Annotated in this window: 12 protein-coding genes and 1 pseudogene; 5 read left to right on the forward strand and 8 right to left on the reverse strand. The window is 65.4% G+C overall.

The genetic code is table 11. The features are described 5' to 3' along the window. Both JHD59_RS20195 and hutC read right to left on the reverse strand, forming a co-directional pair. A pseudogene (locus JHD59_RS20195) lies at nt 1-361 on the reverse strand (imidazolonepropionase); the annotation flags it as partial. Nucleotides 362-523: 162 nt separating this feature from the next. Then, complete coding sequence (gene hutC, locus JHD59_RS20200) at nt 524-1,240, reverse strand: histidine utilization repressor (RefSeq protein ID WP_199155552.1); 717 nt, start codon at nt 1,238-1,240, stop codon at nt 524-526. Between the two features lie 87 nt (nt 1,241-1,327). Here hutC and JHD59_RS20205 point away from each other — a divergent pair, with 87 nt between their 5' ends. The 3 genes from JHD59_RS20205 to JHD59_RS20215 all read left to right on the forward strand — a co-directional run bounded on the left by JHD59_RS20205 (nt 1,328) and on the right by JHD59_RS20215 (nt 3,326). Further along, a complete protein-coding gene (locus JHD59_RS20205) occupies nt 1,328-1,789 on the forward strand; it encodes a DUF962 domain-containing protein (protein ID WP_199155553.1) in 462 nt (153 codons plus the stop codon). A 68-nt stretch (nt 1,790-1,857) separates the two neighbouring features. Then, nucleotides 1,858-2,709 (forward strand): D-hexose-6-phosphate mutarotase, encoded by an 852-nt coding sequence (locus JHD59_RS20210; RefSeq protein ID WP_199155554.1) that lies wholly within the window; start codon nt 1,858-1,860, stop codon nt 2,707-2,709. Nucleotides 2,710-2,780: 71 nt separating this feature from the next. Then, nucleotides 2,781-3,326 (forward strand): hypothetical protein, encoded by a 546-nt coding sequence (locus JHD59_RS20215; RefSeq protein ID WP_199155555.1) that lies wholly within the window; start codon nt 2,781-2,783, stop codon nt 3,324-3,326. Between the two features lie 66 nt (nt 3,327-3,392). Here the strand turns inward: JHD59_RS20215 and JHD59_RS20220 are convergent, their stop codons facing one another. The 6 genes from JHD59_RS20220 to rarD all read right to left on the reverse strand — a co-directional run bounded on the left by JHD59_RS20220 (nt 3,393) and on the right by rarD (nt 8,700). Continuing rightward, nucleotides 3,393-5,267, reverse strand: coding sequence for a M3 family metallopeptidase (locus tag JHD59_RS20220; protein WP_199155556.1), 1,875 nt, complete (start codon nt 5,265-5,267; stop codon nt 3,393-3,395). Between the two features lie 170 nt (nt 5,268-5,437). Further along, the gene (locus JHD59_RS20225) at nt 5,438-6,715 is read right to left on the reverse strand and encodes a GNAT family N-acetyltransferase (RefSeq protein WP_199155557.1); all 1,278 of its coding nucleotides are present in this window, start codon (nt 6,713-6,715) and stop codon (nt 5,438-5,440) included. Further along, nucleotides 6,709-6,894 carry a hypothetical protein gene (locus JHD59_RS20230; protein ID WP_199155558.1) on the reverse strand — a complete coding sequence of 62 codons (186 nt, stop codon included), beginning with the start codon at nt 6,892-6,894 and terminating at the stop codon, nt 6,709-6,711. The genes JHD59_RS20225 and JHD59_RS20230 overlap by 7 nt, the downstream gene beginning before the upstream one ends. Nucleotides 6,895-7,049: 155 nt before the next feature. Next, on the reverse strand, nt 7,050-7,358 hold the full coding sequence (locus tag JHD59_RS20235; RefSeq protein ID WP_103318813.1) for a hypothetical protein: 309 nt from the start codon (nt 7,356-7,358) through the stop codon (nt 7,050-7,052). After that, nucleotides 7,352-7,642: a hypothetical protein gene (locus tag JHD59_RS20240; protein ID WP_103318812.1), complete on the reverse strand. Its 291-nt coding sequence runs from the start codon at nt 7,640-7,642 to the stop codon at nt 7,352-7,354. The genes JHD59_RS20235 and JHD59_RS20240 overlap by 7 nt, the downstream gene beginning before the upstream one ends. Nucleotides 7,643-7,785: 143 nt before the next feature. Then, nucleotides 7,786-8,700: an EamA family transporter RarD gene (gene rarD, locus JHD59_RS20245; RefSeq protein WP_199155559.1), complete on the reverse strand. Its 915-nt coding sequence runs from the start codon at nt 8,698-8,700 to the stop codon at nt 7,786-7,788. A 364-nt stretch (nt 8,701-9,064) separates the two neighbouring features. Here rarD and JHD59_RS20250 point away from each other — a divergent pair, with 364 nt between their 5' ends. Then, nucleotides 9,065-12,550 carry an indolepyruvate ferredoxin oxidoreductase family protein gene (locus JHD59_RS20250; RefSeq protein ID WP_199155560.1) on the forward strand — a complete coding sequence of 1,162 codons (3,486 nt, stop codon included), beginning with the start codon at nt 9,065-9,067 and terminating at the stop codon, nt 12,548-12,550. 128 nt (nt 12,551-12,678) lie between these two features. Further along, entirely contained in the window at nt 12,679-13,233 is a 555-nt protein-coding gene (locus JHD59_RS20255) for a hypothetical protein (protein ID WP_199155561.1), read from the forward strand. The last annotated feature ends 217 nt before the right edge of the window (nt 13,234-13,450 follow it).

The raw sequence follows: 13,450 nt of genomic DNA on the forward strand, positions 1-13,450 counted from the left end.
CGTCCAGCCAGCGGGTGGCGCGCACGGTGGAGACGATGCCGCCGCCCTCGGCGGCGATCTGCTGGTAAGGCACGCCGGCCAGCCGCTTTTCCCACTCCGCCGCGCGGCTGCCGCCATACACCAGGTGGGTGTGGCAGTCGATCAGGCCGGGCGTGACCCAGCGGCCCTGCAGATCGAACACCTCGCCGTCAAACGCGGCCGGATCGACCTCCGCCTGCGGCAACACCGCCGCGATGTGGCCGTCGCGCAACAACAGCGCGTGGCCTTCCAGGCTGCCGTACGGCGCGGCGCGGGCCGGGTCCATGGTGGCCAGCCGGGCGTTCAGCCACAGGCTGGGGCGGTGCGGATGAATCGGTGGCATCGGTTTCTCGCGCAGTGATTTGTATATACAAATACGCGCATGGTTTAGCACTGTCAAGCCGCTGATTTGTAAAATCCGCTACAAATACTTGATGTTGCAAGGCAATAAAAAAGGCTGCCCGCTGGCAGCCTTTTCCCAAATGCATTAATTGTATATACCGATTTACTTTTTCACCCGCGTTTGCGAACGCAGCTTGTAACGCAGACCGGGATGCGTCAGCCGGGCGAAACTGACCAGCTTCTTGTGCGACCAGGTGCGGCGCAGGACCAACAGGCAGGGCTCGGCGGCGGCAATGCCCAACAGCGCCTGCTCCGCCGGTCCCGGCAACACGGCTTCCACGCTATGCTCGATATCCGTGAGCGGGCAGCTTTGCATCAGGTAGTCGTTGGGCGTGCGCTCGCGGAAATCCTGGCGCAGGTAGTCAGGCGCGAAAGCCGGGTTGACATAGCGGTCTTCCAGCTGGATCGGCACCTCGTCCTCGCAATGGACGATCAGCGAGTGATACACCAGGCCGCCGGCGCGCACGCTCAGCCGCAACGCCACTTCCTCGCTGGCCGGCACCGCCTCCAGCACCATCACTTGAGCGGTATGGCGATGGCCGCGCGCCTCGATCTCGGCGGCGATGTTGTTGATGTCCAACAGCGGCGACTCCGCCTTGCGTTCCGCCACGTAAGTGCCGTCGCCGGCGAAACGCAGCAGGATGCCGGCTTCAGCCAGGTCGCGCACCGCCTTGTTGACCGTCATCCGCGACACGCCAAACTGGCGCGCCAGCTCCAGCTCCGGCGGAATCTTGCAACCGGGCAGGAAGTGGCGGTCGCGAATGCCGGACAGGATGTAGTCCTTGATCCGTTGGTAACGGGGTTGCGGGGCGTCTGACACCGTGGCTCCATGTTCGAGGGAATGGCCGATTGTAGCGCGAGCGGCCGCATCGCTGGATGATCCAGCGCAGAAAACCGGAGGCAAGCCATGATGACCCTGCCGCAGTGGCTGGAGGCGTACGACGAAAGCCATCGCCATCCGTTCAACATCGCCATGCACAAGCTGTGCGTGCCGCTGATCGTGCTGTCGCTGCTGGGCATGCTGATGGCCCTGCCCGGCCCGCTGCCCTGGGCCTGGCTGGCCGTGCTGGCGGGCGTGGCCTGGTACTGGCGGCTGTCGCGCCAGGCCGCACTGGTGATGGCGCTGTTGTGCAGCGTGGCGCTGCTGTTGCTGACCGCGGCGCAAAGCGCCGGCTGGCCGCTGGGTTATCTCTCGCTGCTGGTGTTCGCGCTGGCCTGGGTGGGCCAGTTCGTCGGCCATGCGCGCGAAGGCAGGAAACCCTCGTTCACTCAGGATTTGCAATTCCTGCTGATCGGCCCGCTGTGGACGCTGCGCGCGCTGTGGCTGCGGCTGGGTCTGATCGATCGCGAAACGCCGACCAAACCCTGATCCACCGCAGCATGGCCCTACCGCCACGCGCTATCATCGGTCTTTTTCCGGATTTCGATGGAGCGCACATGTCCTACCCGCAAGGTATGAGCCTGGCCGAACTGGCGCCAGGCGTGGAGCAGATTCTGCTGGCCGGCGACGGCTTTTCCGCCCGCATCGCGCTGCTGGGCGGCCAGTTGCTGGACTACCGCCGCGGCGAGGAACCGCCTTTGTTCTACCTGTCGCCGCAGTCGGCGTATCTGCCGGGCAAGGCGATACGCGGCGGCGTGCCGGTGTGCTGGCCCTGGTTCGGTGCCCATCCGTCCGACGCCGCGCAACCGGCGCACGGCGTGGCCCGCCAGCAACTGTGGAAGCTGGCCGAGGCGTCCCGCGACGGCGAAGTGTTCCACGTGAAACTCAACGGACCGCGCCACGGCGAGCTGTCGGCCGAGCTGGCCTTCCGCATCGGCCCGGACGGCGTGGCCATCGAGCTTGCCACCAGCAACCACAGCGCATTGCCGCAAACCGTCAGCGCCGCGCTGCACAGCTATTTCGCGGTGTCCGATATCGACCAGGTCAGCCTGCTGGGCCTGGAAAGCGCGCCGGCGCACGACAAGCTCAGCGATCGCCGGCTGAATCTGCCTGCCCTGCCGTTCCGCTTTGACGGCGAGGTGGACCTGGTGGCCTACCGCGGCGGCGCCATCACGCTGCAGGATGCCGGCTGGCGGCGCGCCGTCCGCATCACCAGCACCGGCTCGCACAGCGCCGTGGTGTGGAACCCGGCGCCGGCCAAGGCGCAACGGCTGGCGGACCTGCCGGATGCCGACTGGCGGCGCTTCGTCTGCGTCGAAACCGCCAACGCCGGCGACGACGCCCGCGCGCTCGCGCCCGGCGCGGCGCATAAGCTGGCTTGCCGTGTGGATTTCTCTTGCCGCGACTAGGGGTTATAATCGATGACTTGCCGCCGGCAGCAATCCGGCGGCGTTTCCCCGCATACCGGAACAATGCAGCAATGGCACGACCAGACAAGATTTCCCGCTTCCTTCCGCTCACCTTTGCCAACGGCAACAGCGTGCGCCGTTTCGGCAAGCATTGCCCGCAATGCCGCTCCATGGTCAGCGCCGAACACATGGAAGGCATTGCCAGCCTGATGCAGGGCAAGATCTTCCTGTCCGCCGACGCCCGCTGCCCCAAATGCGGCGAAACCTTCCCGGTGGCCTGCGTCATCAGCGACGACAAGCGCGTGCATCGCGTGGTGCTGCCTTTGTGGATCTTCCGCATGTGGCTGAAATCCGCCACCCGGCACGACCCGCAGCCGGTGGACAACGACAGCTGGCAAGTGGAGAACGAATCGCAGCAGGGCCTGATGTTGTCGGCCGACGCCGAGGTCGTCCGCTCCGAAGAAATCCTCGGCCGCTTCCAGGGCGAGCCGATCTGCGCCTGGATCGAATACCAGGGCCAGCGCTTCGTCTTCGACCGCGCCGCCTCCAGCAATAATCTGGCGCTGACGCCGAGCGAGCTGCTGCTGGAAGGGCGCTTGATCTACCGGCAGCAGTAAGGGCTGCCGGCGCGCCAAAGCAAAACGGCCAGGTTTCCCTGGCCGTTTTGCGTTTCAACCCCAGCCTCAATGCACGCTGGCCGGATAATGGCCGGCCACCCAGCTTTCGAAGCGGTCGAACATCGCCGCGTCGCCGGCCGCGTTGTCGGCGATCAGCTCCGCACCATGCACCAGGCGGATATGCGCATCCAGATTGGCCGGGTACTGCGCCGGATAGTCGCGCGCGGCGGATTCGGCTATCAGCTTCTGCGCCTCGGCCCACGCTTGCTCCACGCTCTGGTTGCAGCTGTCAGCCAGATAGCGGGCGTTGAATGGCTCGCCGGTCAGGCTCAGCAGCGTGGCGTTGTGGTTGATGCTGTTGCCCGGACCCCAGTAGTGCTGAGCCAGCAGCGGGCCGATGGCCGGGTTGTCGGTGAGGTAGCCAAATTCGCGCAGGAAAAAGGCGCGGGTCTGGTACACCGCCATATTGGCCAGCAGGTAGCCGTGATAGGCGGCGGCCGATTCCTGGTTCAGCAGATGCGGTATGGCCAGCAACGGGCGCGGGCTGACGGCTATGCCCAGGATGCGCCGCTCGCTGCTGCGCGCCAGTTCCAACACCCGCTCGGCGGTCAGCTCGTTTTCCGGCAGCGCGTACAACGCGCGCTCGAAGTAAGCGACGACGGCGATGGAGCGCTCGGCGTAGGCGGCAAACGGCTGGGCGGCCTCGATGCGGGTGCGGATCAGCTCGTCCGGGATTACCTCGCCCTGGCTGTTCCGGGCATAACGCTTCAACCAATCGGCGTCGTCCAGCAGGCTGTCGCAGAACATGCTCTGGGTTTCGGCATAGGCCATCGAAGTCGGCGCGAACTCCTGCGAGAAGCACGGCGAATTCTGCGTCACATTGGCGAAGTGCGCGGCGTGGCCGCCCTCGTGGAACAGGGTGTTGATGGCGCGCGCGCCGCTGCCCACCTGGTCCGGCTTGGCGTCGGCGGTAAAGTTGATCTGGCCGGGCACCCAGGTTTCGCCGTCGAAGAAGGACGGAATCGGACCGTGGCAGAAGCCGTTCTGATACTTGCCCTGGCGCTCGATCAAGTCCAGCTGCATCGTCGCGCCGCGGTACTGGATGCCCAGGCGGCGGAAACTCAGCACCCAGCGTTCCACCGCCTTGGAGAACGGCAGGTAGGGATCGATCTGGCGGGTGACGTCGCCGCTCATATGGAAGCGCAGGTTGTGGCCCTGCAAGGCAGCGGCGCCATGCTTGGCCTGCAGCTCGTCCAGCGCGCGCTGGTTGGCGTCGCGGGTGCGCGCCTCGAAGTCATCCAGAATGGCGAACAGCTGATCCGGCGTCATCTGCTCGTTCTTCTTCACCTTGTATTCGAAGTAGTCGGCGTAACCAAGGCTGCGGGCCAGCTGGTTGCGCTTGCCCACAATGTCGAGAAAGCCGTTGTCCAGCACCCAGCGCTCCAGGCCCAGCAAGGCGTCGTGCGAGCTCTTGCGCGCCGCTTCGTCGCGGTTGGTGCCCATATTGGTGGACAAGCCGCTCAACGTCGCATTCTCGCGCTCGCCGGCCTCGTTGATGTGCTGCAATTGGTAATCGCGGCGCTTGGCGAACAGCTGAGACTCCAGCTCCACCAGCTCCGTCATCAGCCGGCGCGCTTCCTCGCTTTCGATGATGTTGCTTTCAAACAGCGCCCGCCAGCCCTGGAAACCGTGGAGCAGCGCGTCGCGCTCGGCGCCGGACGGCAGCGCCTGCAGCTGGGCGATGGCGGACTGGGTTTGCGCCAGCCGCTTAGGGCTGGAGATGAAATCCTTGAACGCGGCTTCGGCGCGGGCGAAGCCGGCGTCGTCGTCGGACACCGCCATATAGGTGTCCCAGAACAGATCTTCCTTGGCCTTGTGGATGGCCAGATATTCGTGGTTGAGCGCGTCGAACTCGCCGCGCAGCGCTGCCAATGCAGTCATTCCCATTTCTCCTGAAGGGTGTCGCCGCTCGGATGGCGGCTTGAGTCCAGCCGCAGTCAAAGACAGCGGCATGTATGAGCAAGTCTCATTTCAAAGCGGGATCAAGGTCAAGCGAATACTGGGAATTGACCATCAAAATCATGAGCCATGCACATTGCTAACCACAAAGCTCAGCCTGGCGGCCACCAGCACAGCGACGCTTCGCGGCCGGCCTCGACAAAGCCCAGCTTCCGGTACAAATCCAGCGCGTGATAATGGGCGTCGGCCACGATGACCAGCCGCGAGCTCCGTTGCAGCCCCCATTGCGCCAGATGGCTGAGCAGCTGGCTGGCCAGCCCCAGCCGCCGCACATGCGGCGCCGTGGTCACATGCTGGAAACGCGCCATGCCGGGCAACAGGAACAGGCCGGCGCAGCTGAGCAGCGCGCGGCCGTCGAACACGCCCCAGACATGGCCCTGCCCGGCCGCTTCCCGTTCGAGCAAGCGCTGTTGACGACCCTGCAGATAGGCGCGGTAATCGGCCTCGGCATGGCCAGGCTCGCGCGTATCCGCCAGCAACTGGCGCCATTGCGCCCAGTCGGCTTCGCCGGCCAGCGGGCGGATGCTCAGCCAGGGGCTGGCGGGAACCGGCCGCCACTCCGATTCGCCCAGCAGCAGCACCACGCTTTCCAGATAGCGATAGCCCACGTCCAGCCAATCGCGGTAGCGCGCCTGGCAATCTTCACCGGTCTGTAGCCACCACAGCGTGCGGTGGCGGATGCCGGCATGGCCGGAGAAAGCGGCGTCAAAACGCGTTTCCCAGTATTCCCGCCCCTGCTGCGCCGGCGGCTGGTCCAATAGCAAAGCATTGGCATAATAGAAATCGGCTTGTCCCGGGCTGAGCAAGCGCCAGCAGCCATCCTGCCGCTGCAAGGCGCTGCCCTCCAGCCGCCAGTCGCTTTCCGCGCCCAGCATGCCCAGGCTCAGCGCCAGCGGCACCCGTCCGTTGCGGGCCGGAGCCTCGACAAAACCGAGCCGCGCCGCCAGCTTGCGCGCAGGCAGGTTGGTTTCGCCGGCATCGGCCTCGATCCGGCTCAAGCCCAGCGCATTGAAAGCCGCGTCCAACACCATGCTGCCGGCTTCTTGCGCCAAGCCCTGGCCCCAGGCCGCTTCCGCCAGCTCCAGGCCGAAGCTGGCGACGCCGGGCGCGGCGCTGCCGCGCAAGCCGGCCGAACCGATCAGCTCGCCGTTGTCGCGCCGCACGATGGCCAGCTGCCAGGCGCGGCGCGGCGGGCGCTGCTGCTCGATGAAGCGCTGCAGCAGCATGGCGGAGTACGCCGGACTCAGCTCGGCCGCGGCGCCATGCCGGCCAAAACCCGGCGTGCCGCGCAACGCTTGATAGGCCGGCAGGTCGTCGGCGCAAAAATCGCGCAGCAGCAGGCGGGATGAGATCAAGGGAAGATTCAACATAGGCCGCCCTTCTCCAGACGCAGCTGTTCGGCGCGTTGCAAGAACTGCTGGCGCTCGAAGCGATCGTCGGGATGGAGGGGCGCGAATAATCGGCGCAAGGCCGGATCGGCTGGGCGCGACTCGTCGCCCAGCATGTCGCGCTGCAGATGGCGCGACAGGAAGATAAAGAACGATGCCATGATGGCGGTACCTGTAAAGAACGATAAAGAGCGATGGAAGGCTCTTGCGGCTTCCGGACTGCCCTGACGCCGGCGGATGGCTCCTCCGGCGCGGGAGCGCGCAGTCTGCGCGCTCGCCAACTACTCGTCAAGCATATTGTTCAGCGCTGTCCGCATCAGTGCTGGATACGTCCTGGCTCGTGCGACCGCTGATAAGCCTGCCGCCAGCGCCCCAGACTGGTGCGCAGCACCGCGTCCATCAACCCCAATTGCAAGCCCACCAGCGTGGCGTACAGCAGCATGCCTTGCTCGCTGGGCATCAGCGGCACCGCCCAATCGCTCAGGTGCGGATAAAGCAGCCAGGCCAAGGCCAGTCCGGCCACCAGCGTCAGTTCCACCGCGCGCCAAGAACGGGTGCGCAACGCCAGCCGCGTAATGATATCGGTGAGGAAGAACACCAGACTGACGAGATAAAGGGCTACCATCGCTTTTCCTTTCCGCCATTGGCGCGCTGCCGCCGCGCCAGCCAAGTTTTCACTACCGCATCGGTCAGGCCCAGCTGCAAGCCAACCAAGGCGGCGTAACACGCCATGCCGTAGGCGTCCGGCATCCACGGCAACAGCCAAAACGGCAGGCGCGGGTACAGCAGCCAGGCCAGCAGCGCCGTCAATCCGGCCAACAGACGCAAGGCCGTCGCGCCGCGCTGCCGCAGCCAGTAACGCACGCTCACCGCGCTAGCCAAAAACACCAAGCAAACCAGCCACAGCACCGCGCTCGCTCCACCATCTTTCTTCGGTTATAGCCAGCCCGATCCATACTTTCGGACAGGCGGACCCGCCATTCGTCAGAAAACCCGAACGCCATAAGCAAACAGCCCCGCTTTGGCGGGGCTGTTCAATCAGGACGGGGCTTTCAGACCGATGCGGGGCTGCGTCTTCCGCGCCACAAGCCGCGCAGGCCGACGGCGGAATACAGCAAAAGCGCCGCCCAGATCAGGGCAAAGCCCAGCGCGCGATCCGGGCCGAACGGCTCGCCATACAACAACACGCCCAGGGCCAGCTGGATGCTGGGGCCGATGTACTGGATCACCCCCACCGTAGCCAGCTTCAAGCGGCGCGCTCCGGCGGCGAACATCAACAAGGGCACCGCGGTGACCACCCCGGCCCCGACCAACAACATGTCGCCTTGCCAACCCAAATGGCCGAACGCACCATCGCCGCGCCAGGCGAACCATAACAGTGCGGCCAGCGCCAGCGGCGACATCAGGAAGGTCTCCAAGGCCAGCCCCGGCAAGGACGGCAGCGGCGCCATCTTGCGCAGCAAGCCATACAGGCCAAAAGTGGCCGCCAGCGACAGCGCGATCCACGGCAGCGCGCCGGCGCTGAGGGTCAGCCAGGCCACGCCCGCCGCGGCCAGGGCCACCGCCAGGCGCTGCGGCCGGCTCAGCCGCTCGCCCAGAAACAAGCGGCCCAGCAGCACATTGACCAAGGGATTGATGAAATAACCGAGGCTCGCCTCCACCACGTGGCCGGCATTCACCGCCCAGATATAGATCAGCCAGTTCAGCGACAGCACGGTCGACGACAAAGCGAAGATGCCCAGCTGGCGCGGAAGGCGCAGCGCCTCGCGCAGATCGCCCCATTGCCGCAGCGCGCTCAGCACCAGGGCAACGAACAAGGCCGACCACACGATGCGGTGGCACAGAATTTGCAAAGCCGGGACGCTGTGCAGCGGCTTCCAATACAGCGGAAACAGTCCCCAGCAGACGAAGGCGCCTACGGTGTACAGCACGCCGCGACCGGCGCCATCGGATGAAGAAACAGACATGGGATTCTCGAAAACAATGCTCCAACAGACAGCTTACCCGTTTTGTCCGCTAGGAATAATCAGTAAACCCTGCACAGTCCGTTCACAAACACTTAACAAAACACGGATTTTTGCTGCACTGGCACATAAACCGCACTGCCAGGCGCTGTCCCGCGCGATCTCTTTGACGTTGACGTAAACGTCAACTATAGTCTGGCGGCATTAGGGTTAACACTCTAAGCTGCATCAGCCGCGCATACCCAGGGCACACGGTATAAAAATAAAGTGTCAGTCGCGTTGCCACGCAGCAGACGCCCGGCACACGCCGCCCACAAGGCCGCCCGCGGGCTGATCGCCACAAGCGAGCACGACAGGAGGAGAAACCATGTCAATCCGCCATGCAGACCTGGAAGAAAAATACACCGCCCCCACCGGCCAGGTACTGATGACAGGCATTCAGGCGCTGGTGCGCCTGCCCATGCTGCAACAACAACTGGACCAGGCCGCCGGCCTGAATACCGCCGGCTATGTCACCGGCTATCGCGGCTCGCCCTTGGGCAATGTCGACCAGACCATGATGAAGGCCAAGAAGCATCTGGACGCCCACAAGGTGGTGTTCCATCCCGGCCTCAACGAAGATCTGGCCGCCACCGCCATCTGGGGCACGCAGCAGGTCAATATGTTCGAAGGCGCCAAATACGACGGCGTCTATTCGATGTGGTACGGCAAGGGCCCCGGAGTGGACCGCTCCGGCGACGTGATCAAGCACGGCAACGTGGCCGGCACCTCCAAGCACGGCGGCGTGCTGCTGGTGTGCGGCGACGACCATGCGGCCAAATCGTCCACCTTCCCGCACCAGTCCGACCACATCCTGGCCGCCAGCATGATCCCGGTGTTGTCCCCATCCGGCGTGCAGGAAGTGCTGGACCTGGGCCTGCACGGCTGGGCGATGAGCCGTTATTCCGGCTGCTGGGTGGCGATCAAGGCCATCACCGACACCATCGAAAGCTCGGCCATCGTCGACATCTCGCCGGAACGCTTCGAGTTCAAGATTCCCAAGGACTTCCCGATTCCGGAAGACGGCCTGAACATACGCTGGCCGGACACCCCGCTGGCGCAGGAGAAGCGCGTGCTGCACCACCGCCTGTACGCCGCGCTTGCCTACGCCCGCGAGAACAAGCTGAACCGCATCACGCTGGATTCGCCCAAGCCGCGCCTGGGCATCATCACCTGCGGCAAGAGCTATCTGGACGTGATGCAGGCGCTGGACGACCTGGGCATCAGCGAAGCGCAGGCGGCGGAAATCGGCCTGCGCATCTTCAAGGTGGGCATGGTATGGCCGCTGGAGCCGGAAGGCGTGCGCCAGTTCGCCGAGGGCCTGGAGGAGATTCTGGTGGTGGAGGAGAAGCGCCAGATCATCGAATACCAGCTGAAGGAACAGCTGTACAACTGGCGCGACGACGTGCGCCCGCGGGTGGTGGGCAAGTTCGCCGAGAAAGGCGAATGGGCGCTGCCGCACGGCGATTGGCTGCTGCCGGCCGCCGGCGAGCTGACGCCGGCCATGATCGCCCGCGCCATCGCCAGCCGGCTGGCGCTGATCTACGACAGCCCGGTGATCCACGACCGCCTGAAATTCTACGACGATAAAGAGGCGCAGCTGGTCAAGCCGCGCGAGTCCATCGCCCGCGTGCCGCATTACTGCTCCGGCTGCCCGCACAACACCTCCACCAAGCTGCCGGAAGGCAGCCGCGCCGTGGCCGGCATCGGCTGCCACTACATGGCGCACTGGATCAGCCCGGAAAACACCAAGACCTTCACCCAGATGGGCGGCGAAGGCATCACCTGGCTGGGCCAGGCCCCGTTCACCACCACCAAGCACATCTTCACCAATCTGGGCGACGGCACCTACTTCCACTCCGGCATCCTGGCCATCCGCGCCGCGGTGGCCGGAAAAGTGAACATTACTTACAAGATCCTGTACAACGACGCGGTGGCGATGACCGGCGGCCAGCACGTGGACGGCTATCTGGACGTGCCGATGATGACGCGCCAGCTGGCGGCCGAAGGCGTCAAGCGCATCGTGATCACCAGCGATGATCCGGACAAATACAAGCACGCCCAGGGCCTGGCCCCCGGCATAGACGTGTTCCACCGCCGCGAACTGGACCGCGTGCAGCGCGAACTGCGCGACACCGAAGGCGTCACCATCCTGATCCATGACCAGACCTGCGCGGCGGAAAAACGCCGTCGCCGCAAGCGCAACGAGTTTCCGGACCCGGCCAAGCGCGCCTTCATCAACGAGCGCGTGTGCGAAGGCTGCGGCGATTGCAGCCAGAAATCCGGCTGCCTGTCGGTGCTGCCGGTGGAAACCCCGCTGGGCCGCAAGCGCAAGATCGACCAATCGAGCTGCAACAAGGACTACTCCTGTGTCGAGGGCTTCTGCCCCAGCTTCGTCACCGTGGAAGGCGGCAAGCTGAAGAAGCCGGCCGGCGCCAGCGCCGATCTGGCCAAGATGCCGGCCTTGCCGGAACCGAAGATTCCGGCGCTGCACGAGCCGTTCGGCATCATGGTGACCGGCGTCGGCGGCACCGGCGTGGTCACCATCGGCCAGGTACTGGGCATGGCGGCCTATCTGGACAACAAGGGCGTGACGGTGCTGGACATGGCCGGCCTGGCGCAGAAAGGCGGCTCGGTGTGGTCTCACGTTCGCATCGCCGAACATCAGGAACAGCTGCACGCCGTGCGCATCGCCGCCGGCGACGCCAATCTGGTGCTGGGCTGCGACCTGGTGGTGACCGCGGCGGAAGAAGCCCTGGCCAAGATGCGCGAGGGTTTCAGCTACGCCATCGTCAATAACTACGAGTCGCCGACCAGCGGCTTCCTGAAAAACCCCGACCTGCGCTTCCCGGCCAAATCGATGAAGGATGCCATCATCGAATCCGTCGGCGCCGGCCGCTTCAGCGAGGTCAACGCCAACCGGCTGGCCACCGCGCTGATGGGCGACGCCATCGCCAGCAATATGTTCATGCTCGGTTACGCCTGGCAAAAGGGCCTGGTGCCGGTATCGCTGGAAGCCATCATGGAAGCGGTGCGGCTCAACGGCGCCGCGGTGAAGTTCAACCAGGACGCCTTCAGCTGGGGCCGCCACGCCGCGCACGATCTGGCCCGCGTGGAAGCGCTGGTCAGCCCCAGCGCCGTGGTGCAGTTCGTGCCGCGCGAAACGCCGGACGCGGTGGTGCATCACCGCGCCACCTTGCTCACCGCCTACCAGAACGAGGCGCTGGCCGAGCGCTACAAGGCGCGGGTGCAGCAGGTGAAGCAGGCCGAGGAGGCCGTCAACCCGGGCAGCACCGCGCTGACGCTGGCCGCCGCGCGCGCCTACTACCATCTGCTGGCCTACAAGGACGAGTACGAGGTGGCGCGGCTGTACAGCGACGGCGAGTTCCTGCGCGACGTAGCCAGCCAGTTCGACGGCGATTACAAGCTGCGCTTCCACATCGGCGTGGCCTGGCTCACCGGCGGCAAGCCGCGCAAGATCCCTTTCGGCCCGTGGCTGATGCCGGCGATGAAGGCCTTGGCCAAGCTGCGCTTCCTGCGCGGCAGCGCGCTGGACCCATTCGCCTGGCAGGCGGACCGCAAGCTGGAGCGCCAGCTGATCGCCGAGTTCGAACAACAGCTGCCCACCGTGCTCTCCCGGCTGAATCTGGCCGCGCTGCCGCAGGCGGTGGAATGGATGAAGACCTGGGAAGGCGTGCGCGGCTTCGGCCACATCAAGCTGCGCAACTACCAGCAGGCGAAGGCGAAGCAAGCCGAGCTGCTGGGCCATGCCGGCGAGCCGGGCAAGCCGGCGGCCAACGCCGCCGTGGCCTGATCATAAGATTTTCCGCAGCTTTTGGCGCCGACTTCTGTCGGCGCCTTTTTTACGCCCCTGGAAATGACAAAAAAATCTTCTATGTTTCAAGACATGCCAAAAGATTTTCACCGTCTGGAGACCATCACATGACCGCCCTGCTTCGCCGCGCCGCAATCGCCTCGCTCAGCTTGATCCTGATCGCGTGTTCCAGCAACCCGCCGGCCAAAATGGCCGGCTGCATCGGCAGCGTGATGCCGCCGCCGCCGGGCATGAGCGCGGCGCAGAACCCGGCCCTGCTGGCGCAAGCCGTGGGCGCGCCGGGCAAGGGCGGGCTGTGCGAAGGGGCGGTCTACCAGCAGGATGCCGGCGCCGCCGTGCTCGTGTACCGGGTGTGGGACGACAGCAAACCCAACTCGCAGATGGGACGCTGGTGGTCGTTCAGCCAACCGCAGGGACCGGTGGCGCAATACCGCGCCGAAAACGCGATTTGCCCATCGTGGAGCCAGCTCAACCATGTGGTGCGCTGCCAGCTGAAAGCCGGCGCGCAGGTGGCGGTCGGCACCGGCCAGAGCGCCGCCTGCGCGCCCGATCCGGACTACCCGCCGTCGCCGGTCAACCAGGTCTATGTCCCCAATAGCAGCCCGGACGGCCTGTTGGTGGAAAACTGCCAGGATGCAGGGAGCTTCCCGCCGGCGCAGTAACGCCGCGGCCGGATATTCTCACAATGGCACAGCCGCCAGGATAAGGGCTAGGGGCTGTTGACGTTTGCTGAGTGGATCGCGTTTGAGCCGATTTGGGCCGGAAGCCACGTTGCACAGCCCGACGCCTGTCTCTTATACACATCTCCGAGCCCACGAGACTCAAAAGGGGGGGGGGGGGGGGGGGGGGGGGGGGGGGGGGGGGGGGGGGGGGGGGGGG

The organism is Chromobacterium sp. ASV23 (assembly GCF_016428945.1).
GTDB classification, from domain to species: Bacteria; Pseudomonadota; Gammaproteobacteria; order Burkholderiales; family Chromobacteriaceae; genus Chromobacterium; species Chromobacterium sinusclupearum.